Origin of the sequence: Micromonospora sp. SL4-19, from assembly GCF_047921475.1 — a bacterium.
In the GTDB taxonomy this organism is placed as follows: Bacteria; Actinomycetota; Actinomycetes; order Mycobacteriales; family Micromonosporaceae; genus Micromonospora.
This window is the reverse complement of the sequence record NZ_JBLROB010000017.1, coordinates 26,537-49,188: the sequence shown is the minus strand read 5'-3', so window position 1 is coordinate 49,188 and position 22,652 is coordinate 26,537. Positions and strand designations below refer to the sequence as shown.

Genomic DNA, 22,652 nt, shown 5'->3' with positions numbered 1-22,652 from the left:
GTTACGAACCACGGCGCTGTGAGGTCCCGGGCTGCTCCGCCTGCCGTCGGATGGCAAGATCGTGTCTCGTGATTGCTTCGGCTAACGACGATCTGCACGGCCAGCTCAGGTCGATACGTATTTCGGTGAGGTCCTCGGCGGCCCGTTCCCGGAGCCGCTGGGGCGATGGCTCGCATCATGCCGACGTATCCGATACGCATTGCGCGGTGGGGACGCTGTGAGAAATCCGGATCTCGTGGAGGCTCGCCCGTGAGGGCGGTCATCGTCGCGGCCGCGGTCGCGTTCATCATCTCCCTGTTCGGCACGCCGGTGGCGATTCGCGTCTTCACCGCGCTCAAGGCCGGCCAGCCAATCCGATCCATCGGGCTCGCCAGCAACCAGGGCAAGCACGGCAGGCCCACGATGGGCGGCGTCGTCTTCATCGTGGCGACCGTCTTCGCCTACGTCGCCGGGCACATCGCCCTGACCACCCTGCCCGAACGGCAGATCGCGCAGGAGGGGCCGACCATGACGGCCCTGGTGCTGCTCGGGCTGTTCGTCTTCTGCGGCGCGGTCGGCTTCTTCGACGACTTCCTCAAGGTGCTCCGGCGCAACTCCGACGGGCTGTCCGCCAAAGGCAAGCTGCTCGGCCAGGCGATCGTCGGCGGCGGGTTCGGCATCGCCGCGCTCTACGTGCCGAGCACCAACGGCCAGACCGTGGCCAGCGAGCACATCTCGCTCATCCGCGACATCAGTTGGCTGAACGTCGGCAAGGTCGGCGCGGTCATGGTCATCGTCTTCGTGATCACGGCGATGTCGAACGGCGTGAACCTCACCGACGGCCTCGACGGCCTGGCCACCGGCGCGTCGATCCTGGTGCTCGGCGCGTACGCGCTGATCGGCTTTTGGCAGTACCGGCACTGGTGCGCCGACGACGCCTACGCCCGCGTGAACGACTACTGCTACCAGGTCCGGGATCCCCTGGAGATCGCGATGATCGCGGCGGCGGCGGCCGGCGCCTGCGTGGGCTTCCTGTGGTGGAACACGTCGCCGGCGCGGATCTTCATGGGTGACGTGGGCTCGCTCGGGCTCGGCGCCCTGATCGGCGGGCTCGCGGTGGCAACCCGCACCACGCTGCTTTCGATCATGATCGGCGGGCTCTTCGTCATCATCACGACGACCTGGGTGATCCAGATCGTCTCGTTCCGGACCACCGGTAGACGTGTCTTCCGGATGGTGCCGTTGCACCACCACTTCGAGTTGGGTGGATGGAGCGAGGTCAATATTGTGGTCCGGTTTTGGATCGTGGCCGGCGTCTGCGTGGCGGTCGGCCTGGGCCTGTTCTACTCGGATTACTTGGCGGTCGTTGGATAAACGCCACGCGCGACAAGCCGGTGTCGTGCCACCGACGGTGATCCGCCGGGCAGCCTGGTTCCCCACCGGGTTGCCGGCATCGCCGTCAGCGTTGGTCGGTGGGATCAGCCTCGGTGCGGACGTGAGCGGTTGCTGACGTCGGCGGCGTAGCTGGCCCAGTCGCCGGTCAGGTAGCGGCGCAGGATTCTTCGACGGTTCAGATCTTGTTGCTGGGCGAGGAAGTCGGTGAGTGCCTGTTCGAGGTGGACGAGTTCCTCGTCTCGCTCGGGGAGTGCGCCGACGGCGACCAGCGTCAGGCGCAGATGCTCGAGGACTGGGCGTTTCGGCAGCTGGTCGAATGCTTCGTGAGTCAGCGGCATTCGACCGGCTGCGAGGTCCGCCGGGGACCGAGACGCAAGCGCGCGGAGGAGGCACTACGAGCGGATCAGCGCGCTCGAAACCCAAATTCGATAATGTACATTATGTCAAGTTGAGTGGGTACGGCCTCCCTCATGGCCGGTACCTGTGCCCCGCTCGGGCAGCGGATCGGATGATCTTCAGAGGGCCGGGCGGCTGTTCCGGGGCAGCCGCCTCACCCGTACCGTCGCCCGGTGGACAGACGCAAGGTCATCGTGGCAGGGCTCGGGGTTTTCGCCGCCGAGCTGATCATCGGCGTCTGGTATCCGGTGCCGGTCTACATCGCCTGCCTCGCGAGCATGCTGATCCTGCTCGGCGCGGCCGCAACTCTGGGCTTCCGACGCAACCGGCGGCCCTGGGCGATGTTTCTGGTCGACGAACGCGACCGCAGCTTCCGCACGCCGATGTACGCCAACGGCCTGCTTTTCGGCCTGGCCGTCCTGCAGTTGGTCGGGTTCTGCCTGGTAGGCATCCACGAGACCTGGGCCGGCATCGTCGCCGGGCTGTTCCTCGGCGGCATGCTCGCCGCGATGTGGCGGGCGATGTGGCGAGGCGCCGGGGTGACCCTGCGACCAAGCGGGATCGAAGCCGGCAAGCTGGCCGGCGCGCTGATCATCCCCTGGGAGGCGCTGGCGGTGGAATCGCCGGTCCGTGGCGACAACCCGTCGCTGCTCAAGCTGCCCTATGCTCGGCCCGAGCTGGTCACCATGACCGGGTGGACACCGATGCGCGACGAGGTCGTCTTCGAGGACGGCGACCCGGACCTCGTGGCCAGGGCGATCGCCACGTACGCCGCCGAGCCGGACCGACGGCACGCGATCGGCACCCTCGCCGAACTCGAGCGCCTGCAGGCGGGCATACCCGCGCAGCGACGAGGCCGGCGCCGGAAGCTCGTCGAACCGGCACCGACCCGCACGACCGTGCGACGTGTGATCGTGGGGCTCGTCCTGCTCGCCAGCAGCGGCGCCGTCGCCGCCGTCACCGACAGCATGGACGGCAGGCAAGGCTGGCTGGATTGGCTCACCGGCTTTGTCGGCTGGATCGGCGGCGGTCAGCTCTATCTGGCGCTCGCCGGATGGCGGGCGGCCCGCCGAGCTCGGAGCGACGCAGCCCAGGCAGCGTGAGACACAGTCCCCGCTCCCCTCGCTCAGGGTGACCGGAATGCGAAAATCATGCATAATATCGCTTATGCATGACAAACCGGACGAGTCGGTATGGCGACTGATCGAGGAGTTCCTGACCGCCCGGGCCACCCGCAAGCCCTCCCCCCACACCCTCGCGGCCTACCGGCGGGACCTGCTCGCGGTCGCCCAACTCGTGGCCGAGCACAGCACCCCTCCCCTCCCCCTCGACGAGCTGGAGATCACCGCCCTCTCCCCCCGGATCATGCGGGCGGCATTCGCCCGGTTCGCCGCGCCCCGCGCCGCCGCCTCCGTCCACCGCGCCTGGTCCACCTGGAACAGCTTCTTCACCTTTCTCGTCGCCGAAGGCGTCGTACCCGGAAATCCGATGCCGGCGGTGGGGCGGCCCCGCACGCCTGTCCCCCAGCCCAAGCCGCTGCGCGGCGAGGACACCCCAGAGGAACTGCTGGCCGCGGTGGCCCGCGAGGACGGCCGGCAGCGCGACCCCTGGCCGGAGCGCGACCTGGCGGTGCTGGCGTTGGCGCTCTGCGGAGGGCTGCGCCTGTCGGAGTTGCTGGCGCTGCGGGTGGCGTCGGTGGCCGGCCGGGACGGCGAGCGGCGCGTCGACGTGGCCGGTAAGGGTGGACGGCCGCGCACGGTGCCGATCGAGGCGGGCGTGGACCGGGTGCTGGCGGACTACCTGGACAGCCGCCGTCGCCGGTTCGGCGCGCGCAGCGTACGGCCGGACTCGGCGCTGTTGGTGGACCGGCGGGGTGAGCCGCTGCGCCGGGGTGGGCTGCAGTACCTGGTGGAGTCCTGCTACCGGCGGGCGGGCATCGGTGACCGGGTGCCGAGGGGCGCGCGGCTGCACGCGTTGCGGCACACCTTCGCGACCCGGTTGGCGGAGGACGGGGCGAGCGCGGCGGAGATCATGCGGTTGTTGGGGCACGCGTCGTTGGCGTCGTCGCAGACGTACATCGAGGTGACGGCGGGTCAGCAGCGTGCGGCGGTGCGGTCCAACCGAACGAACCGGGCGTTGGCGGGTCTGGTGGCTGGGCGGTCCGGCGTCGGTGGGGGCGGATCTCTGCGGGAATGAGGCTTCCAGGAACTTTCGCCCCTGGTCGCCGGCTCGCTGTCAGACTCGGAGAAGTGGGCGATTGCCGCAGCGTTTGAGGCGCGACCAGCGGCCGGGTGTGTGCCATCCGGCCGCAGTGCGGGGCTGTGCCGCGGTGGGGCGGTCGTCGGCTTCTCGGGATCCGCCGGTGGCAGGGGCCGGAATGGGTGAGCGGCGGCTGCCACGGATCCGCGGCCGGAGACGCCGGACGGGATCGTCTGCGGACTCCGGTGGGTTCAGCGTCAGGTCGCTGGGTCCGGGTCTGGTGTCGGGTGCGGCGGATACCGATCCGACCACGGTGGCGACGTTGGTGGTGGTCGGGGCGACCACGATGTTCGGGCTGGCGTGGCTGACCCTGTTGCTGCTGCCGGCGCTGGTCGTGGTGCAGATCCTTGCCACGCGGGTGGGTGTGCTGTCCGGCCGTGATCTTCAGCAGGCGGTGCGCGACGGGTACGGCCGGGTGGCGAGTGTCCTGTTGCTGGTCTCCGTGCTGGCGGTCAATGTGGCGACGATTGCCGCGGACGTGGGCGCCGGGGCGGCGGCGATCGGTCTTCTTGTCGGCGTTGAGTCACGCTGGCTGATTCCTGCCTTCGCCGCGGGGGTGCTCGCGCTGCTGCTGTTTGGCAAGTACGACGAGGTCGAACGGGTGCTGAAGGTGGCGCTGCTGGGTTTGCTCGCGTACGGCGCGGCGGCGGTTCTGGCCCGTCCGGACTGGCTGGCGGTGGCGCGGGGCAGCCTGATTCCGTCGGTCCCTTTCACCCGGGAGCACCTGGCGGGGACGCTGGCGATTCTGGGCACCACGTTGACCAGCTACATGTATGTGTGGCAGACGGTGGAGCAGGTCGAGGAGCCGGGTTCCCGGGAGCGGCTCAAGCTCCGTGAGTTCGATGCGCTGGTCGGTGCCTGCCTGGCCGTGGTGATCTTCTGGTCCATCCTGATCGCCAGCGGCGCCACCCTCGGTGCGCGCCATGAGCATGTCGAGACGGCCGAGCAGGCCGCCGAGGCGCTTCGTCCCCTGGCGGGGCCGTTGGCCGGTGCGTTGTTCTCGCTCGGGCTGCTCGCCTCCGCGATCGTCGCGGTGCCGGTGATCATGGCCACCGGTGGGTATGTCACGGCCAGCGCTTTCGGCTGGCCGCGTGGCCTGAGCCGCACGCCCCGGCAGGCGCCGAGGTTCTACGCGGTGGTCGTCGCGCAGACGGTGGCCGGTGTCGCGTTGGCGGCGACGGGTATCGGTCCGATTCGTCTGCTGTTCCTGGCGAGCCTGATCGCCGGCGTCGCGACCCCACTGGGGCTGGTGCTGCTCGCGCTGGCGGCGGGGAATCCCGCACTGGTCGGCCCGACCCCGATCCACCTGAGTCTGCGTGTCGCGGGTTGGGTCATCGCCGTCGTGGTGGCCGCGGTCAGCGCGATTTTTCTGGCCCAGCAACTGCACCTTGTTCCCGGAGGTGGGTAGCGGCGGGCGAACGAGCTGCCGGGTTCGTGGCGGGCGGTGGCGGATGCGGTCGCGCAGCGCGCTGTGGCAGGCTGAGCGGCGACGCGACTGGCGGCACGGGGATGGCAGTAACCATCGGGGAGCTCGTCGCGGGGGTCGACCGCCTGGGCCTCCGCGGGCGAGGGTGGGTCATGTCTTCTTCGGGTATGACGGCTCGGCTGTTGCCGGGTGGGCCGGTGGCGGAGCGGGTGCTGGCGGAGGTCGCCGAGGGTGTGGCGGCGCTGCGTGCGGCGGGGGTGACGCCGGCGTTGGCGACGGTGCTGGTGGGCGACGACGACGCGAGCGCGGGCTACATCCGGATCAAGCAGCGGCAGGCGGCGGAGTTGGGGTTCGCGTCGCCGCACGTGCATCTGCCGGCGTCGGCGTCGCAGGCGGATCTGCACGCGGTGCTGGCGGACTTCAATGCCGATTCGGGTGTGCACGGGGTGCTGGTGCAGCATCCGATTCCGGGGCATCTGGACTATGACCGGGCGTTGGCGGTGCTGGATCCGGACAAGGACGTGGACGGGATGCATCCGGTGAACATGGGGCGCCTGGCGTTGGGTCTGCCGGGCCCGTTGCCGTGCACTCCGGCGGGGATCGAGGCGTTGCTGGCGTTCTACGGGGTGCCGGTGGCGGGCCGGGAGGTGGTGATCCTGGGTCGGGGCGCGACGTTGGGCCGGCCGTTGGCGATGCTGCTGGCGCAGAAGCGGCCGACCGCGAACGCGGCGGTGACGGTGGTGCATACCGGGGTGGCGGACTGGCCGCGGTACACGCGGCGGGCGGAGATCCTGGTGGCGGCGGCGGGGGTGCCGGGGATCGTGCGGCCCGAGCATGTGCGCCCGGGTGCGGTGGTGGTCGGTGGCGGGGTGCGGTACGAGGGGCGGCGCCTGCTGCCGGATGTGGACGAGTCGTGTGCCGAGGTGGCGGGGGCGATCACGCCGCGGGTCGGCGGGGTGGGTCCGACGACGGTGGCGATGTTGTTCCGCAACGCGATGCGGGCGGCGCAGCGGGCGTCCGGGTTGGCCTGAGGCGGGTCAGTCGACGGGGCGGCCGAGCCAGGTGGAGAGCCAGTCGAAGGCGGGGCCTTCGGCGGCTTCCCAGACAGCCATGCTGTGGCCGCCCCCGTCGACGTACGAGGTGGTGACGGTGAGCGGGGCGTGGGCGAGGTGGCTGAGGGTTTCGGCGTCCTGGTGGGCCTGGCGGTCGGCGCGGCCGCTGGACAGGTAGAGGGCGATGGCGGGTTGGGGCAGGTGGCGTAGTCGCCAGGAATCGTTGTTGAGGGTGTGTTCGGTGCCGTCGCCGATGGTGATGCCGGGTTCGGCGTAGCCGGAGAGGCTGGCGGCGGTGGCGTACCGGTCGGGGTGGCGCAGGGCGAGGTTGGTGGCGCAGAAGCCGCCGGCGGAGTAGCCGATGAGTCCCCAGCCGGCGCGGTCGGCGCGTATCCGCAGGTGGGTTTCGGCGGCGGCGGGGACGTCGACGGTGAGGAAGGTTTCGGCTTTGGGGCCGTTGGTGAGGTCGGTGCATTCGGTGTCGAGCAGGGTGTTGGGGGTTTGTGGGGGGAACAGCACGACGGTGGGGGCCATCCGGCCGGCGGCGATTTCCTGGTCGAGGTGGCGGGTGGCGGCGAGCCGGTTGAGCCAGGAGGAGGGCGAGCCGGGGAAGCCGTGCAGCGCTTCGATGACGGGGAAGCGTGCGGTGGGCTGCTGTCGGTAGGCGGCGGGCAGGTAGGCGTGGACGGGCAGGGTGAGGCCGCTGGCGGTGCCGGTGACGGTGAGGGTGACGAGTTGTCCGCCGGTGTCGCTGTGGGTGGCGGGTGGCGGGTCGGTGCCGGCGGTGGTGGTCTGGCCGGTGAGGGCGGACCAGGTGGTGATGGTGTCGACCTGGCGGTTGATCCAGATGCCGGTGGCGGCGAGGGCGGTGATGAGGCAGAGGACGCCGGTGGCGGTGCGCCGGGCGGCGCGGCGTACGCCGGTGCCGCTGTCCCAGGTGGCCGAGAGCAGCACGGCGGCGAGGACGGCGAGGACGGTGGCGGTGAGGGCGGCGGCGAGGCTGTCGGGCGCCATGGTCAGCCTCCGACGGTCAGGGTGCGGGGCGGGTGGTGGTGGGCGCGCTGCGGGGGCGGTGGGGTCAGCGGTGCGGGTGCGCTGAGCGGTGCGGGTGTCTGCTGGCAGGCCCAGGTCAGGGCGGCGGTGAGCCGTTCCCCGGGCGGGGCGTCGAGGTGGGTGGCCCGGTCGTCGGGTCGGGTGGGTGCGCCGGCGACGGCGACGGTTTCGGTGGTGGGCAGGTCGGCGGGTGCGGGGGCGCTGTCGTGCTGCGGGTTGTCGTCGAGCAGGGCGAGGGCGGGATAGCGGGTGGGCGCGGCGCGGACGGCGGCTCGGGCGAGTGACGTGTGGTCGGTGGGGACGACGAGGGCCCAGCTGTGGGTGGTGACGCGCAGGTCGCGGGTGAGGCTGGCGGGCAGGGCGTCGGTGAGGATGTCGGGGGTGGCGGTGGGTTGCAGGTGGGTGAAGACGAGGACGGCGGGCCCGGCGCGCTCCTCGGCGGCATGGGCGGCGGCGTTCTCCTGGGCGGGGCTGGCCTGGTCGGTGAGGACGATCACCGGGTAGCGCCAGGTGGGGTGCCGCGGGTAGTCGGCGGGGACGACGACGGTGGGGGCGGCGGTGACGGGCCAGGTGGTCCAGCGGGGCGGGTGCCAGGTGAAGCTGACGGGGGTGTCGGGGGTGTGGCCGGCCCGGGCGGTGACGAAGTGGTCGAGGTGACCGGGGCGGGCGGGGCCGGTGTCGTGGTGGACGGTGTCGGCGGGCAGCAGGTCCGCCCAGGTGGCGTAGAACGTTTCGGCCCGGTTGACGGCGAGGCCGGCGGTGAGCAGGGCGAGGGCTTCGGTGAGCAGGACGGCGGCCGCTCGGGTGAGGTGCGGCCAGCGGCGGTGGCGGCGCCAGGTGCGGGCGGTGACGGCGGCGGCGGCGACGGCGGTGGCGCCGATGAGGATCAGCAGCGGTAGGCCGGTCAGCGACATGGCTGGCCCCCTCCCCTCGTTCACCCATCGCACCACGGGGTGGGGGTGGTCGGAGGGTTTTCCGGCCGTCGCGCCGTGGTGCTCACCACTGACGGTATGTGTGGTGGCTGAAGGTCAGCTGGGAGGACCGAGGTCGACGATGAGGGGCCGATGGTCGGAGATGGTGGACAGCGGTGTGCGGACGGAGCGCACGGGTGGCAGCCGGTCGAGGCCGTGCCGGTCGGCGAGGATGTGGTCGAGTTGGACGCGGGGTTGCCCGGCCGGGTAGGTGGGGCGTCGGCCGAGGGGCCGCCAGCGGGACAGCAGGGCGGCGGGTCCGGCGGGAAGGTTGAGGTCGCCGAGGAGGATCCGCGGGGCGGGCAGGGTGCGCAGGGCGCGCACGATGCGGCGTAGCTGCAGGATGTTCCATCCGGGGACGAAGGAAAGGTGGGTGGCGGCGACGGTGACTGGCCCGTACGGGGTGTCGAGGACGGCGGCGAGGACGACGCGGGGTTCGTCGCGCAGCAGCACCAGTCCTCCGCCGGGGCCGGGGACGTAGACCGGGGAGCGTACGGGGGCGGGGCGTAGTCGGGTGACCTGCCAGGAGCGCACGGGGTGTCGGCTGACCAGGCCGATGCCGTAGCAGGGTTCGCCGTGGCCGTCGTCGTCGTGGGTGAGCGGGCGGAACTGTTCGCCGGGGGTGCCGACGACGGCGGCGGCGAAGCGGTGTTCGGGGGCGTCGAGCGCGCGGGCGGCGATGGCGGTGAGGTCGAGGTTGCCGCTGCGGGACTGGTCGCGGTCGACTTCCTGCAGGGCGAGGATGTCGGCGTCGAGTGCGGTGACGGCGGCGGCGAGCCGGTCGGGGTCGACGAGTCCGTCGGTGAGGGACCGGCCGTGCAGCAGGTTGAAGGTGGCCAGGCGCACCTGCACACCCTACGTCCGCGTGGCAGGCTTGCCGGGTGTTGAAGGCGTTGGTCTGTTCGATGCTGGTGTTCGCGGCGGTGGCGTCTGCCGGCCTGTGGTTGCGGCGTCGTCGGGGGCGGTGAGCGTGGCAGGTCGTGGGCGGGTGAGCGCCACGCCGGCGAGGACGACGGCCATGCCGGTGAGGGTGCGGGCGGTGAGCTGTTCGTCGAGCAGCAGCGCGCCGAGGCTGATCGAGACGACCGGAAGCAGATAGCCGATGGCGGCGGTGGCGGTGGGGCCCTCGTCGGCGATGAGCCGGTAGTTGAGGTGGAACGTCACTCCGGTGGCGAGGGTGCCGAGCAGCAGCACGGCGAGGATTCCAGTGAGGCTGGGCGGGCCGGCCGGGGCCGGTTCGACGGCCAGTCCGACGGTGGCCAGGCCGGTGGCGGCGAGCAGTTGCGCGGCGGACAGGGCAAGCGGACCGGTGCCGCGGTCGGCGAGGTGGCGGGCCATGTAGGCGAAGGCGATGGCGTAGCTGGCGGCGGCGGCGAGCATGGCGGCGATGCCCGGGCCGGAGGGGCCGTGGCTGTGCCAGGGGGCGAAGATCAGGACGGTGCCGGCGAACCCGGTGAGGATGCCGGCCAGGCGGGCGGCCCGCAGTGGCCGCTCGGTGCCGATGACCAGGGCGATCAGCAGGGACCACAGGGGTGTGGTGGCGTGCAGGACGCCGGCGAGGCCGCTGTCGATCCGCTGTTCGGCGATGCTGATCAGCAGGAACGGCAGGGCGTTGCAGAGCAGCGCGGCTATGGTCAGGTGCCGCCAGGTCGCCCTGTCGCGGGGTAGGCGTTGCCGGGCCGCGCGGGCCAGCGCGAGCAGGACGGCGGCGCCCAGGGCGCATCGGGCGACGGTGATCTGGGCGGGGCTGAGGCCCCCGTCGAGGGCGAGTTTGGTCCACAGGAACGCCGACCCCCACAGCAGGGCGAGGGCGGCGGCACGGATGGTGGTGCCGGTCATGCGATGACGCTCCCCCACCCCGACCTGTTAGACAAGCGACGATTATTGGGGCCCACGTTAAGCTGAGCTACATGCTTGACGTGCGGCGGTTGCAGATCCTGCGCGCGGTGGTGGTCAGCGGGTCGGTCAGCGCGGCCGCCCGGAATCTGGGCTACACGCCGTCCGCGGTCAGCCAGCAGGTGGCGGTGCTGGAGCGGGAGGCGGGCATGCCGCTGCTGGAGCGCACCGGCCGCGGGGTGCGGGCCACCGACGCGGGGCGGCTGCTGTCCGGGTACGCGATGGTGATCGGGCAGCAGGTGGCGCAGGCGGAGACGGCGTTGGCGGACCTGCGGGCCGGGCGTACCGGGCGGGTGGTGGTGCGGTACTTCGCTTCGGCCGGCGCCTCGCTGGTGGCCCCGGCGGTGGCGCGACTGCGGCGCGAGCATCCCGGGGTGCGGGTGGAGCTGGGTCTGACGGGCGCCGAGGATCCCCTGCCGCTGCTGCGCGACGGGCGGGTCGACGTGGTGTTGGTGGTCCGCTCGCGCTCAGCCCGCCCGGTGCCGGGCGTCCGGTTCACGCACCTGCGCGACGACGCGTACGACGTGGCGCTGCCGCCGGAGCACCCGCTGGCCGAGCGGCCGGTGGTGGCGCTGGCCGAGTTGGCCGGCGAGCCGTGGGTGGGCAGCGAGCCGGCGGGTCCCTGCCGGGACGCGGTGTTGGACGCCTGCGCCGCCGCCGGGTTCGCCCCGGACGTGGTGGTGGACAGCGAGGACTACCGGACCGCGCTGGGCTTCGTCGCCGCCGGTCTGGGTGTGGCCCTGGTGCCGCGGATCGCGTCGGGCGAGCGGGACCCGCGGGTGGTGCTGCGGGAGGTCCGCGATCCGCGGCCGGTGCGCTCGATCCAGGTGGCCACGCGGGACGGCGCCGCGCCGTCGGAGGCGGTGCGGGCGCTGATCGCGGCCTTTCGGCAGGTCCCGGCCGGGTGAGCGGCGGCGGTGAGACTGACCACAGGTGATCTCGCCGGGGCGGTGCTGGTGAGCAGAATGATCACCCGTGGATCCTCTGTCGCTGACCACCCTGTTGACCGCGGCCGCGATGGCGGGCTGGGTGGACGCGGTGGTGGGCGGTGGCGGGCTGTTGCTGTTGCCGGCGCTGCTGATCGCCGCGCCGGGGGTGCCGGTGGCGACGGCGTTGGGCACGAACAAGCTGGCCGCGATCTTCGGTACGTCGACGGCGGCGCTGACGTACGCGCGGCGCACCAAGCTGGACTGGGCGGTGGCGGGCCCGTCGGCGGGGTTGGCGGTGCTGACCGCGGGGCTGGGCGCGGCCCTGGCGGGGACGGTGCCGGCGGGGGCGTACCGGCCGGTGGTGCTGGTGGTGCTGGTGTCGGTGGCGGTGTTCGTGTTGACCCGGCCGCGGCTGGGGGTGCTGTCGCAGCCGCAGCGGCGCACGCCGGCGCGGGTGGCGGCGGCGGTCGCGGTGGCCGGGTTGGGCATCGCCCTGTACGACGGCCTGATCGGCCCGGGTACCGGCACCTTCCTGGTGTTGGCGTTCACCGCCCTGGTGGGGGCGGACTTCGTGCACGGCTCGGCGATGGCGAAGGTGGTCAACGCGGGCACGAACCTGGGCGCGCTGGTGGTGTTCGCGGCGACCGGGCACGTGTGGTGGCTGCTGGGGGCGGCGATGGCGGTGTGCAACGTCGCCGGAGCCGCGCTCGGCGCGCGGATGGCGTTGCGGCGCGGCTCCGGCTTCGTGCGGGTGGTGCTGCTGGTCGTGGTGCTGGCCCTGGTGGCCAAGTTGGGCTACGACCAGTGGACGGCCGGCTGACCGGCCCGCCGTGTCGGACCGGTCAGCCGGGCCGGTTCAGGCGTGCCGGACGACGTCGTCGTAGTCGAGGCGGGGCAGCCGGGGGAACCAGGCGTCCGGGCCGGGCTTGCCGAGGTTGACCACGAGCAGGGACCGCCAGCTGCCGTCGGCGAAGAACTCCTTGTCGAGGCCGGCGGCGTCGAAGCCGCCCATCGGTCCGGCGGCCAGGCCGGCGGCGCGCGCGGCGAGCAGCCAGTAGCCGATCTGCAGGGTGGCGTTGAAGCGGGCCATCTGCTCGCGCCCGGCGGGGTCGTCGGCGAAGGCGTCGCGCATCTGTGGGCGGATCGGGAAGACCTGCGGGATGAACTCGTGGAAGTCGGTGTCGGCGGCGAGGACGGCGACGACCGGTGCGGAGGCGGTCTTGGCGCGGTTGCCCTCGTTCATGTGGGTGAGCAGCCGTTCGCGCGGTTCACCGTCGCGGACGTAGAGCACCCGCAGGGGCTGGGTGTTGGCGGCGGTGGGCGGGTACTTGGCGAGCTCGTGGATGGCGCGCAGCTGCTCGTCGGTGACCGGCTCGTCGGTGAAGGTGTTCGCGGTGCGGGCGTCGGTGAACAGCAGGGCCTGCGCGTCGGGGTGCAGGGTGATCAGGTGGTCTGCCATGAGGGTCCTCGCTTCAGCCGTGCTGCTCCACGGAAGGAAGCAGCTAGCTTTTTAGTAGTACGTTGCCCGGCGAGCGTAGCGCGTATTCTGAGGACATGACGAGGAGGCCCCAGGTGGACGCCAATCCCCGCGCCTGTGACGGGGGGCTGGCCCGGGCCTTCGCGTTCCTCGGCAAGCGGTGGAACGGGGTTCTGCTGGGCACCCTCGCCAACGGGCCCGCCGGCTTCGCCGAGCTGGGCCGCGCGTTGCCCGGCATCAGCGAGTCGGTGCTCTCGGACCGGCTCGGCGAGCTGTGTCGGGTGGGCCTGGTCTCCCGCACCGTGCGGGAGGGGCCGCCGGTGGGGGTCAGCTACCAGCTCACCGACCGGGGAGCCGCCCTGGTGCCGGCCCTGGACGCGCTCACGCGGTGGGCCCACGAGAACCTGCCCGCCGAGGCGGGACGCGCCGGTGCCTGCTGACGCCCGCCGTGTGATCATCAGCGGATGTCCGTGCGCGCCGAACACGACCGGGCCGTCCTGGCCGAACTGCTGAGCCGGGACCCGCTGCTGCACGCCTACCAGCTGGGCGACCTGGACGACTTCTTCTGGCCATACACCTCGTGGTACCGCCGCGACGACCAGGTGGCACTGCTCTACCACGGCGTCGAGCTGCCCACGCTGCTGGCGTTGACCGCGCCCGAGCGCACCGGGCAGCTGGCGGCACTGCTGGCGGAGGCCGCGCCGGTGCTGCCGACCCGGCTGTGGGCGCACCTGTCCCCCGGCCTGGACGTGACCATGGCCCGCTGGTACGAGCTGTCCGACCTCGCCCCGCACCACCGGATGGCGTTGACCGATCCGGCCCGACTGGCCCGGGTCGTCCCCGCCGGCCAGGTGCTTCACCGCGCCGACCTGCCGGCGCTGCTCGACCTGTACGCGGCCGCGTACCCGGGCAACTGGTTCGACCCGCGGATGCTGGACACCGGCCAGTACGTGGGGATCCGGGACGGCGGCGAGCTCGTCGCGGTGGCCGGGGTGCACGTCTGGTCCCCCGCCTGGCGGGTGGCCGCGCTCGGCAACGTCACCACCCACCCGCGGGTCCGCGGCCGAGGACTGGCCGGCGCCGCAGTGGCCGCGCTCTGCGACCGGTTGCGGGCGGACGTCGACCACGTGGTGCTCAACGTCCGGGCGGACAACACCGCCGCCGTACGCCTCTACGAGCGGCTCGGGTTCACCCGGGTCGCCGAGTTCACCGAGTGCGCGCTGCACCGCCGCCCGTGAGCAGGTGAGCGGGCGCGGGGGTGCCGGCGGACCGCCACCCCCGCCTCGTCACAACCCCCGGCTGGGCGAGTCGAACCGCCCGGCGCGGATCTCCCGCAACGCCCGGCGGCGGGTGTCGCCGCGCAGCGTGTCGACGTACAGGCGGCCGTGCAGGTGGTCGGTCTCGTGCTGCAGGGCCCGGGCCAGGAAGCCGCTGCCGGAGATGGTCAGCGGCTGGCCGTGCTGGTCGAATCCGTGCGCGGTGGCGTGCATCGCCCGCGCGGTCGGGAAGTACAGGCCAGGGATCGACAGGCATCCCTCGTCGTCGTCCTGGGGTTCCTCGGACAGTTGCAGCGTCGGGTTGATCAGGTGGCCGCGGTGGCCGTCGGCGTCGTAGACGAACACCTGCGCGCTCACCCCGATCTGGGGTGCGGCCACCCCGGCCCGGCCGGGCGCGCCGAGCAGGGTGTCCATCAGGTCCTGCACGAGGGCGCGCAGGTCGGCGTCGAAGCTGGTCACCGGCTCGCAGGGGGTCCGCAGCACGGGATCGCCGATGATCCGGATCGGGCGCATAGTCATGCCCGGAAGGCTATCCGGCCATTACCCCCGGCGGCGTCCGCACCCGCCGGTCAACCGGCGGGCCGGTCCCGCACCAGGACCTCGATCCCGTCGAGGATGCGGGCCAGCCCGAACTCGAAGGCACGGGCCGGGTCCGCGGCGGCCTGGTACTCCTCGCCCGCGGTGGTGCCCACCCGGGCGGCCAGGGGGAACCGGCGCGGATCGAGGACCTTCTCCAGATACGGGGCGTGGGCGTGCCACCACTGCTGCTCGGTCATGCCGGTGTGCCGGGCGGCCTGCGCGGCCTCGACGGCACCGCGTACCGCGCCGTGGACGTAGCCGTTGACCAGGGTGAGCACCTCGTCCATCTCCAGGTCGGTCAGGCCGATGCCGTCGACGGCGCGCAGTTCGTACTCGTACTTGGCGATCAGGTGGGGGCCCAGCGGGGGCCGGGTCGTGGCGACCTGCAGCAGCCACGGGTGGCGCAGGTACAGCGCCCAGTTCTCCCGGGCGATCTGCGCCAACCGGCCGCGCCAGCCTCCGGGCACGTCGTCGGGGCGGTCGGTCTCGCCGTAGACGCTGTCGAGCATGACGTCGAGCAGCTCACCCTTGCCGGGCACGTGCGTGTAGAGGGTCATGGTGCCCACGCTGAGCCGTTCGGCGACCCGGCGCATGGACAGCGCGCCCAGCCCTTCGGCGTCGGCGACCTCGATGGCCGCCCGCACGATCCGCCCCACGGTGAGGTCGCCGCCCTTGCGGCTGGGCTTCTCCCGGGTCCGCCACAGCAGTGCGAGGCTGCGGGCGGGATCCCCGGTGCCGCTGTACTCGGTGCTCACCCGCCGACTGTAAGGGGGCGTCGGTGGCCCTACGCCGGCGGGACGGTGGGGGCCAGGCCGGTGTCGGCGATCCGGTCGCGCAGCGGCCGGCGGCGCAGCGCCGCGAGGACCGCGTACAGCTCGTCGGCGAGGGGTACGGGCAGCTCGGCGTCGAGCCGGCGCATGGCGGTGGCGGTGGCCGCCCACTCGGCCTCGACGACCGGCAGCAGCGCCCGGGCCCGGGCGGTGAGGGTGACGACGCGCTGCCGGGCGTCGACGCCGGGGGCGAGGGTGACCAGGCCGGCGCGGTTCATCTGGGCGATGGTCTGGCTTGCGGCGGAGTGGGTGACCCCGACCCGGGGGGCGAGGTCGCGGATGGGCAGCGGCCCGTCGGCGACCAGCACCCGCAGCAGGGGCGAGTACCGGGGCCGGTAGTCGGCCAGGTCGAGGTCGGCGTAGACGGCGGCGACGTCGCCGTCGAGCAGCTCCAGGACGTGGCGCAGCAGGGTGCCCAGCGCCTCGCGGTCGGGGGTGGTGGTCACGTCCGCTAATGTAACAGCGCTGTTGCATCTGGGGTGTGGGAGGGAAGCCCGATGTATCCACCGATCGAGCCGTACGCGCACGGCCTGCTCGACGTCGGCGACGGCCAGCACGTCTACTGGGAGACCTGCGGCAACCCCGAGGGCCGGCCCGCCCTGGTGGTGCACGGCGGTCCCGGCTCCGGCGCCACCGCGTCGTGGCGGCAGCTGTTCGACCCGAGCGCCTATCGGATCGTCCTGTTCGACCAGCGCGGGTGCGGGCGCAGCACCCCGCACGCCAGCGATCCGGCCGTGGATCTGTCGGTCAACACCACGGCGCACCTGCTCGCCGACATGGAACGGCTGCGCGAGCACCTGGGCGTCGACCGGTGGCTGCTGTGCGGCGCCTCCTGGGGGTCGTCGCTGTCCCTGGCGTACGCCCAGCGCCACCCGGAGCGGGTCACCGCGCTGGTGCTGTTCAGCGTGGTCGCCAACACCCGCCGGGAGATCGACTGGGTGACCCGGGACATGGGCCGGATCTTCCCCGAGCAGTGGGCCCGCTTCCGCGACGGCGTACCCGCGGCAGACCGTGACGGCGACCTGTCCGCCGCGTACGCCCGGCTGGTCAACGACCCCGATCCGGCCGTGCGGGAGCAGGCCGAGCGCGACTGGTGCGCCTGGGAGGACGTGCACGTCTCCCTCGCCGGCGGCTTCAAGCCCAGCCCCCGCTACGCCGATCCGGTGTTCCGGGCCTGCTTCGTCCGGATCGTGACCCACTACTGGCGCAACCTGGGCTTCCTGCCCGACGGGCAGTTGCTGCGCGACGCCGCAGAGCTGGCCGGCATCCCGGGCGTGCTGGTGCAGGGCCGCCTCGACGTCAGCGGCCCGCCGGACATCGCCTGGCAGCTCACCCGCGACTGGCCGGACGCCCGGCTGGAGATCGTGGAGGCAGGCGGCCACGGCAGCGGCCACGGCGTGGGCGAGCGGGTGGTCGCCGCCCTCGACGAGTTCGTCCGGGCCTGACCCGCCCCGTCGCGAGTCGGACGCCGCGGTCCGCGGCGGCTCAGCCGGCCGCGAGCAGCGCGCGTACCGGGGCGGCCTTCGCGGCCGCCTCGGCGACCTCGGCCGCCGGGTCGCTGCCCCAGGTGATGCCGCCACCGGCCCACAGGTGCAGGTGCTCGGCGTCCGCCGCGGCGGTGCGGATCGTGAGCCCCAGGTCGATCTGCCCGGCGCCGACCCAGCCCAACGCGCCCATGCTGGCGCCCCGGCCGACCGGTTCCAGGGCCGCGATCCGGTCCAGCGCGGCGAGCTTGGGCGCGCCGGTCACCGACCCGCCGGGGCAGACCGCGCGCAGCAGCGCCGCCAGGCCCAGCCCGTCGACGGGCGCCGCCGACACCGTCGACTCCGCCTGCCACAGGTCACACCACCGGCGTACGGCGAACAGCTCGTCCACCCGCACCGAGCCGGTACGGGCCACCCGGGCCAGGTCGTTGCGCTCCAGGTCGACGATCATGACGTGCTCGGCGCGTTCCTTGGCGGAGGCGAGCAGTTCCCGGCGTCCGGCGAGGGTGGCCGGCCGGGTTCCCTTGATCGGCCGGGTGACGAGGCGGCCGCCCTCGAGGGCGATCAGCGTCTCCGGGGAGGCGCAGCCGATCGTCCAGCCCGGCCCGGACAGGGTCCCGCCGTAGCGGGCGCCGGGCAGGGCGGCCAGCCGGGCGAGCGCGGGCCGGGGGTCGCCGACGTACGGTGCGGCGGCGTGGCCGACCAGGTTGACCTGGTAGACGTCGCCGCGGCCGATGGCGGCGCGTACCGCCGCGACGGCGTCGGCGTGCTGGCGGGGTGTCCAGCTGTCCCGCCAGTCCCCCAGCCAGAAGCCGCCCGGGCGGTCTTCGGCGCCTCGGGCGGCCGGCCGGTCGGTGTGGCCGTAGACGACCACCACCAGGTCGGGCAACGCCGGGACGGGGCTGGGCGCGCCCGGCGCCCCGCCGGCGGCCCGGGCACCGGCGGCGGCGGACAGGTACAGGGCGGCGCCGCAGACGCCGTCCGGGTCGTGGGTGCCCGGACGGGCCAGGTCGTCCAGGGCGATCCTGTGGGCGGCGAGGAACTCCTGCGCGAGCGTGGCCGGGTCGCCGCCGTCGGCGGGCCGCCACTGCAGCCGGGCCCGTTCCACGCGTCGTCCCCGGCAGCCGGCGGGGGCGCCCGGCACGTCGATCATGATCTGTGGGAGCGTTTCCACACCGTATGGCCCATTCTCACTCATCCGTTCAGAGGATTTCGGGTGAACAAGGCGTAAGCCTGCTCGATAGCGCGCACTTGCGCTTGGTACTGTGCGTCACTGGTCATGTGAACCATGACACAGCGCCCCCACAGCCCGGAGAACCCGATGTGCCAGCACCAACCCACCTGCCCCTCCGCCGAAGCGACCGACCGCGAAGCCGCCCGGATCCTCGCCTGTTTCCGTGAGCAGGGCTGGAGCCTGCTCTGCAACGGCGTCATCGTCTTCGAGGACACCGGTGAGCTGCTCCCCGACGGCAGCACCATCGCCCCGCACCGCGGGCCCGCCCGCCACGCCCTCGCCGCCTGATCTCACCACGCTGCGTAATCGCAGCGTGGGTCGTCGGCCCAGGCCGGCCCCCGACCGGGTGGCTGCCTCGCCCGGGCCGACGCCCCTGCTGGGGCGGCCCGACGACCGCCCCGGCACCGCGCCTCAGCTCTCGAACGCCTCCGGCGACGGACACGAGCAGACCAGGTTCCGGTCACCGTACGCACCGTCGATGCGCCGCACCGGCGGCCAGTACTTCCCCGCCCGGTCCACTCCGGCCGGGTACGCCCCCACCGACCGCGGATAGGCGTGCGGCCACTCGTCGCCGGAGACCATCGCCGCGGTGTGCGGGGCGTTGGACAGCGGGTTGTCCCCGGCCGGCCACTGCCCCGACGCCACCTTGTCGATCTCCGCCCGGATCGCGGTCATCGCGTCGCAGAACCGGTCCAGCTCGGCCAGGTCCTCACTCTCGGTCGGCTCCACCATCAGCGTCCCCGCCACCGGGAACGACATGGTCGGCGCGTGGAAGCCGTAGTCGATCAGCCGCTTCGCCACGTCGTCGACGCTCACCCCGGTCGCCTTGGTCAGCGGCCGCAGGTCCAGGATGCACTCGTGCGCCACCAGGCCCTTGTTGCCGGCGTACAGCACCGGGAAATGGTCGCGCAGCCGCGCCGCCACGTAGTTCGCGGCCAGCACCGCCGTCCCGGTCGCCCGGGTCAGCCCCTCGGCGCCCATCATCCGCAGGTACGCCCACGGGATCGGCAGGATCCCCGCCGACCCGTGGTTCGCCGCGGAGATGGCCGGGCGGCCATCCTGCGCCGGGCCCGCCGGGTCGCCGGGCAGGAACGGCGCCAGGTGCGCGCGCACCGCCACCGGACCCACGCCCGGGCCGCCGCCACCATGCGGGATGCAGAACGTCTTGTGCAGGTTCAGGTGCGACACGTCCGCACCGAAACGCCCCGGCTTGGCGAAGCCCACCAGGGCGTTGAGGTTCGCCCCGTCGACGTACACCTGGCCGCCGGCGTCGTGCACCTTCGCGCACAGCGACGCGATGCCCGTCTCGTACACCCCGTGCGTCGACGGGTACGTCACCATGATCGCCGCGAGGGCGTCCCGGTGCTTGTCGATCTTCGCATCGAGGTCGACCAGGTCGACGTTGCCGTCCGCGTCGCAGCCCACCACGACCACCCGCATGCCGGCCATCACCGCCGACGCCGCGTTGGTGCCGTGCGCCGACGACGGGATCAGGCACACGTCCCGGTGCCCCTCGCCGCGCTGGCGGTGATACGCCCGGATGGCCAGCAGGCCGGCCAGCTCCCCCTGCGAGCCGGCGTTGGGCTGCACGCTGACCGCGTCGTACCCGGTCACCTCCGCCAGCCAGCCCTCCAACTGGCCGATCAGCTCCCGGTACCCGGCGGTCTGCTCAGCCGGCGCGAACGGGTGCAGGTGGGCGAACTCCGGCCAGGTGATCGCCTCCATCTCGGTGGTGGCGTTCAGCTTCATCGTGCACGACCCCAGCGGGATCATGCCCCGGTCCAGGGCGTAGTCGAAGTCCGACAGCCGCCGCAGGTAGCGCAGCATCGCCGTCTCCGAGTGGTGGCTGCGGAAGACCGGGTGGGTGAGGAAGTCGCTGGTGCGGCGAAGCTCGACCGGCAGCCCGTCCACGGCGGCGCCGTCGAAGGCGGGCACACCGAAGGCCGCCCACACCGCTGCCAGGTGGGCCGGGGTCGTCGTCTCGTCGCAGGAGATCCCCACCCGGTCGGCGTCGACCAGCCGCAGGTTGACGTTGCCCGCGGCCGCCGCGGCCACCACCTCGGCCGCCCGGCCCGGCACCGTCGCGGTGACGGTGTCGAAGAACGCCGCGTCCGCCACGTCGACGCCGCCGGCGCGCAGCCCGGCCGCGAGCCGCGCCGCCATGCCGTGCGTACGCCGGGCGATCGCCCGCAGCCCGTCCGCGCCGTGGTAGACGGCGTACATGCCGGCCATCACGGCCAGCAGCACCTGCGCGGTGCAGATGTTGCTGGTCGCCTTCTCCCGGCGGATGTGCTGCTCGCGGGTCTGCAACGCCAGCCGGTACGCCGGGTTGCCGGCCGCGTCCTTCGACACGCCGACCAGCCGGCCCGGCAGCATCCGCTCCAGGCCCGCCCGAACCGCCAGGTAACCGGCGTGCGGCCCACCGAAGCCCATCGGTACGCCGAACCGCTGGGTGGTGCCGGCGGCGATGTCGGCGCCGATCTCACCGGGCGGGCGCAGCAGCGTCAACGCCAGCAGGTCCGCGGCGACACACACCAGCGCGCCGGCGGCGTGGGCCGCCTCGACGAGCCGGCCGTGGTCGCGGACCGCCCCGGACGCCCCCGGGTACTGCAGGTGCAGGCCGAAGAACTCACCCGGCAGCTCGTCGCGCGCCACGTCGACCACGCGGACGTCGATGCCCAGCGGCTCCGCCCGACTCGTGATCACCGCGATGGTCTGCGGGAGGGTGTCCGCGTCCACCACGTACACCGCGCTCCCGCTCTTCGAGGCGCGCCGCGCGAGGGTCATCGCCTCGGCCGCGGCGGTGCCCTCGTCGAGCATGGAGGCGTTCGCGGTGGCCAGCCCGGTCAGGTCGGTGACCACGGTCTGGAAGTTCAGCAGCGCCTCCAGCCGGCCCTGGCTGATCTCCGGCTGGTACGGCGTGTACGCCGTGTACCAGGCCGGGTTCTCCAGCACGTTGCGGCGGATCACCGCCGGGGTGTGGGTGCCGTGGTAGCCGAGGCCGATCATGGACACGGCGACGGTGTTGCGGGCGGCCAGGGCGCGCAGCTCGGCGATGGCCTCCCGTTCGCTGGCCGGTGCCGGCAGGTCCAGGGTGCCGTGCCAGCGGATCACCTCGGGGATCGCGGCGTCCATCAGCTCGTCGATGGAGCTGTAGCCGACGGTTTCCAGCATCCGGCGCTCGTCGCCCGGGTCCGGGCCGATGTGCCGGTCGGCGAACTGCTCTGCGGTCATGCGCTGCGCTCCTTGTCGGGGCGAGGTCGACGGGTCGGCCTCCCCCTGAGTCGCGCTGACGCGCTCCACAGCGCCTGCCCACGTGGTCCTTTTGCCTGAGAGGTTCCGGGGAGGAATCTGCCCCTTCGGCGCCGCCCGGGTGGTTTCCGGGCGGTCTCTCCCGCGTGGGTGGTACCGGCATGGTCAACGCTACCAGCGACCGTGTTTCCGGCTCATGTCCTACCCCCGCCAGGGCGCTACACCGCCGCCGCCTCCACGGCGGCCACGTCCTCGCGCGCGGGCGCGGCCGGGTCGGCGACGCGGTCGGCCAGGGCGGGCAGCACCTCACCCAGCGGCCGGTCGACCGTCAGGGTGGCGTGCCCGTCGCCGCGGGTCGGCCCCTGGTTGACAATCGCCACGGGAATGCCGAGTTTCGCCGCCCGGATCACGAACCGCCGCCCGGACATGACCGTCAACGACGAGCCGAGCACCAGCAGCGCCCGGGCCCGCTCGACCAGGGCGAAACAGTCGGCGACGCGGGCCGCGGGCACGGTCTCGCCGAAGAACACCACGTCCGGCTTCAGCATGCCGGTGCAGCAGATGCCGCAGCCGACCGTGCGGAACGCGGCGACCGCCGCGTCGGGCAGGTCGACGTCACCGTCGGGGTTGACGTGGGCGACGTGCGCGTCGAAGCCCGGGTTGGCCTGCCGCAGCCGCCGGTCCAGCTCCTCCCGGGAGGTCAGGTTGCCGCAGTCCAGGCAGATCACCTCGTCGAGGCGGCCGTGCAGCTCGATCACCGCGGTGCTGCCGGCGGCGGTGTGCAGCCCGTCGACGTTCTGCGTGATGATGCCCGCGACCAGACCCGCCTGCTGCAGCCGCGCCACCGCCCGGTGCCCCTCGTTGGGGGCGGCCCGGGCGATCAGGCGCCACCCCAGGTGGCTGCGCGCCCAGTAGCGTCGCCGCGCGTCCGGGTCGCGGGTGAACGCCTGGTACGTCATCGGGGTGTGTCGGCGGGCCGCGCCGCTGGGCCCCCGGTAGTCCGGGATGCCCGACTCGGTGGACAGCCCGGCACCGCTGAGCACCACCACATCGCCGGCAGCCACCAGCCGGGTCAACCCGTCGAACGTCCGTGTCACCCGTCCATGCTGCCTCAACAGTCGCCCGACGACGACCGCGCCCGTGCGGAACCCGTGCGAAGGGGA

At 73.1% G+C, this 22,652-nt stretch carries 23 protein-coding genes and 2 riboswitches; of the genes, 11 read left to right on the top strand and 12 right to left on the bottom strand.

Annotated features, from left to right (window positions below):
* The first annotated feature begins 249 nt into the window (after nt 1–249).
* Nucleotides 250–1,353, top strand: coding sequence for a phospho-N-acetylmuramoyl-pentapeptide-transferase (gene mraY, locus ACNAVT_RS20310; protein ID WP_416298472.1), 1,104 nt, complete (start codon nt 250–252; stop codon nt 1,351–1,353).
* A 104-nt stretch (nt 1,354–1,457) separates the two neighbouring features.
* On the opposite strand, the gene ACNAVT_RS20305 is transcribed toward mraY, so the two are convergent.
* Nucleotides 1,458–1,712: a hypothetical protein gene (locus ACNAVT_RS20305; protein WP_416298470.1), complete on the bottom strand. Its 255-nt coding sequence runs from the start codon at nt 1,710–1,712 to the stop codon at nt 1,458–1,460.
* 231 nt (nt 1,713–1,943) lie between these two features.
* On the opposite strand from ACNAVT_RS20305, the gene ACNAVT_RS20300 reads away from it, so the two are divergent.
* From ACNAVT_RS20300 to ACNAVT_RS20285, 4 genes are all read left to right on the top strand, one after another.
* Nucleotides 1,944–2,873 carry a hypothetical protein gene (locus tag ACNAVT_RS20300; RefSeq protein WP_416298468.1) on the top strand — a complete coding sequence of 310 codons (930 nt, stop codon included), beginning with the start codon at nt 1,944–1,946 and terminating at the stop codon, nt 2,871–2,873.
* 64 nt (nt 2,874–2,937) lie between these two features.
* A complete protein-coding gene (locus tag ACNAVT_RS20295; RefSeq protein WP_416298466.1) occupies nt 2,938–3,966 on the top strand; it encodes a tyrosine-type recombinase/integrase in 1,029 nt (342 codons plus the stop codon).
* Between the two features lie 316 nt (nt 3,967–4,282).
* Nucleotides 4,283–5,437: an NRAMP family divalent metal transporter gene (locus ACNAVT_RS20290; protein ID WP_416298464.1), complete on the top strand. Its 1,155-nt coding sequence runs from the start codon at nt 4,283–4,285 to the stop codon at nt 5,435–5,437.
* 73 nt (nt 5,438–5,510) lie between these two features.
* Nucleotides 5,511–5,593, top strand: a riboswitch (ZMP/ZTP riboswitch).
* Between the two features lie 14 nt (nt 5,594–5,607).
* On the top strand, nt 5,608–6,486 hold the full coding sequence (locus ACNAVT_RS20285; protein WP_416298462.1) for a bifunctional 5,10-methylenetetrahydrofolate dehydrogenase/5,10-methenyltetrahydrofolate cyclohydrolase: 879 nt from the start codon (nt 5,608–5,610) through the stop codon (nt 6,484–6,486).
* A 6-nt stretch (nt 6,487–6,492) separates the two neighbouring features.
* On the opposite strand, the gene ACNAVT_RS20280 is transcribed toward ACNAVT_RS20285, so the two are convergent.
* From ACNAVT_RS20280 to ACNAVT_RS20265, 4 genes are all read right to left on the bottom strand, one after another.
* Nucleotides 6,493–7,521 (bottom strand): alpha/beta hydrolase, encoded by a 1,029-nt coding sequence (locus ACNAVT_RS20280; protein WP_416298461.1) that lies wholly within the window; start codon nt 7,519–7,521, stop codon nt 6,493–6,495.
* 2 nt (nt 7,522–7,523) lie between these two features.
* Nucleotides 7,524–8,474 carry a hypothetical protein gene (locus ACNAVT_RS20275; protein ID WP_416298459.1) on the bottom strand — a complete coding sequence of 317 codons (951 nt, stop codon included), beginning with the start codon at nt 8,472–8,474 and terminating at the stop codon, nt 7,524–7,526.
* Between the two features lie 114 nt (nt 8,475–8,588).
* Nucleotides 8,589–9,377 carry an endonuclease/exonuclease/phosphatase family protein gene (locus ACNAVT_RS20270; protein WP_416298458.1) on the bottom strand — a complete coding sequence of 263 codons (789 nt, stop codon included), beginning with the start codon at nt 9,375–9,377 and terminating at the stop codon, nt 8,589–8,591.
* 9 nt (nt 9,378–9,386) lie between these two features.
* Nucleotides 9,387–10,370, bottom strand: coding sequence for a DMT family transporter (locus ACNAVT_RS20265; protein WP_416298456.1), 984 nt, complete (start codon nt 10,368–10,370; stop codon nt 9,387–9,389).
* Nucleotides 10,371–10,441: 71 nt separating this feature from the next.
* Between ACNAVT_RS20265 and ACNAVT_RS20260 the strand changes: the two genes are divergently transcribed.
* Together ACNAVT_RS20260 and ACNAVT_RS20255 are read left to right on the top strand one after the other, a co-directional pair.
* The gene (locus ACNAVT_RS20260) at nt 10,442–11,335 is read left to right on the top strand and encodes a LysR family transcriptional regulator (RefSeq protein ID WP_416298454.1); all 894 of its coding nucleotides are present in this window, start codon (nt 10,442–10,444) and stop codon (nt 11,333–11,335) included.
* Nucleotides 11,336–11,402: 67 nt separating this feature from the next.
* A complete protein-coding gene (locus tag ACNAVT_RS20255) occupies nt 11,403–12,176 on the top strand; it encodes a sulfite exporter TauE/SafE family protein (protein ID WP_416298452.1) in 774 nt (257 codons plus the stop codon).
* 36 nt (nt 12,177–12,212) lie between these two features.
* Here the strand turns inward: ACNAVT_RS20255 and ACNAVT_RS20250 are convergent, their stop codons facing one another.
* Nucleotides 12,213–12,815, bottom strand: a complete 603-nt coding sequence (locus ACNAVT_RS20250) for a malonic semialdehyde reductase (protein ID WP_416298450.1) — start codon at nt 12,813–12,815, stop codon at nt 12,213–12,215.
* A gap of 95 nt (nt 12,816–12,910) precedes the next feature.
* On the opposite strand from ACNAVT_RS20250, the gene ACNAVT_RS20245 reads away from it, so the two are divergent.
* Both ACNAVT_RS20245 and ACNAVT_RS20240 read left to right on the top strand, forming a co-directional pair.
* A complete protein-coding gene (locus ACNAVT_RS20245; RefSeq protein ID WP_416298448.1) occupies nt 12,911–13,273 on the top strand; it encodes a winged helix-turn-helix transcriptional regulator in 363 nt (120 codons plus the stop codon).
* 24 nt (nt 13,274–13,297) lie between these two features.
* Nucleotides 13,298–14,071 carry a GNAT family N-acetyltransferase gene (locus tag ACNAVT_RS20240; protein ID WP_416298446.1) on the top strand — a complete coding sequence of 258 codons (774 nt, stop codon included), beginning with the start codon at nt 13,298–13,300 and terminating at the stop codon, nt 14,069–14,071.
* A gap of 48 nt (nt 14,072–14,119) precedes the next feature.
* Here ACNAVT_RS20240 and def read toward each other — a convergent pair whose 3' ends face one another.
* Genes def through ACNAVT_RS20225 form a run of 3 tightly spaced genes read right to left on the bottom strand, consistent with a single transcriptional unit; the run spans nt 14,120 to nt 15,965 of the window.
* A complete protein-coding gene (gene def / locus ACNAVT_RS20235; protein ID WP_416298444.1) occupies nt 14,120–14,629 on the bottom strand; it encodes a peptide deformylase in 510 nt (169 codons plus the stop codon).
* Nucleotides 14,630–14,679: 50 nt separating this feature from the next.
* Nucleotides 14,680–15,444, bottom strand: a complete 765-nt coding sequence (locus ACNAVT_RS20230; RefSeq protein WP_416298442.1) for a TetR/AcrR family transcriptional regulator — start codon at nt 15,442–15,444, stop codon at nt 14,680–14,682.
* Nucleotides 15,445–15,473: 29 nt separating this feature from the next.
* Nucleotides 15,474–15,965, bottom strand: coding sequence for a MarR family winged helix-turn-helix transcriptional regulator (locus ACNAVT_RS20225; protein WP_416298440.1), 492 nt, complete (start codon nt 15,963–15,965; stop codon nt 15,474–15,476).
* Nucleotides 15,966–16,016: 51 nt separating this feature from the next.
* Here ACNAVT_RS20225 and pip point away from each other — a divergent pair, with 51 nt between their 5' ends.
* Nucleotides 16,017–16,964 (top strand): prolyl aminopeptidase, encoded by a 948-nt coding sequence (gene pip, locus ACNAVT_RS20220; protein ID WP_416298439.1) that lies wholly within the window; start codon nt 16,017–16,019, stop codon nt 16,962–16,964.
* Nucleotides 16,965–17,004: 40 nt separating this feature from the next.
* Here pip and ACNAVT_RS20215 read toward each other — a convergent pair whose 3' ends face one another.
* Nucleotides 17,005–18,201: a chorismate-binding protein gene (locus tag ACNAVT_RS20215; RefSeq protein WP_416298438.1), complete on the bottom strand. Its 1,197-nt coding sequence runs from the start codon at nt 18,199–18,201 to the stop codon at nt 17,005–17,007.
* 123 nt (nt 18,202–18,324) lie between these two features.
* On the opposite strand from ACNAVT_RS20215, the gene ACNAVT_RS20210 reads away from it, so the two are divergent.
* Nucleotides 18,325–18,525 (top strand): DUF5999 family protein, encoded by a 201-nt coding sequence (locus tag ACNAVT_RS20210; RefSeq protein ID WP_416298596.1) that lies wholly within the window; start codon nt 18,325–18,327, stop codon nt 18,523–18,525.
* Between the two features lie 123 nt (nt 18,526–18,648).
* Here the strand turns inward: ACNAVT_RS20210 and gcvP are convergent, their stop codons facing one another.
* Both gcvP and ACNAVT_RS20200 read right to left on the bottom strand, forming a co-directional pair.
* On the bottom strand, nt 18,649–21,471 hold the full coding sequence (gcvP, locus tag ACNAVT_RS20205; RefSeq protein ID WP_416298437.1) for an aminomethyl-transferring glycine dehydrogenase: 2,823 nt from the start codon (nt 21,469–21,471) through the stop codon (nt 18,649–18,651).
* 73 nt (nt 21,472–21,544) lie between these two features.
* Nucleotides 21,545–21,644, bottom strand: a riboswitch (glycine riboswitch).
* A gap of 63 nt (nt 21,645–21,707) precedes the next feature.
* Nucleotides 21,708–22,586 carry an NAD-dependent protein deacetylase gene (locus tag ACNAVT_RS20200; RefSeq protein ID WP_416298435.1) on the bottom strand — a complete coding sequence of 293 codons (879 nt, stop codon included), beginning with the start codon at nt 22,584–22,586 and terminating at the stop codon, nt 21,708–21,710.
* Nucleotides 22,587–22,652 lie beyond the last annotated feature (66 nt).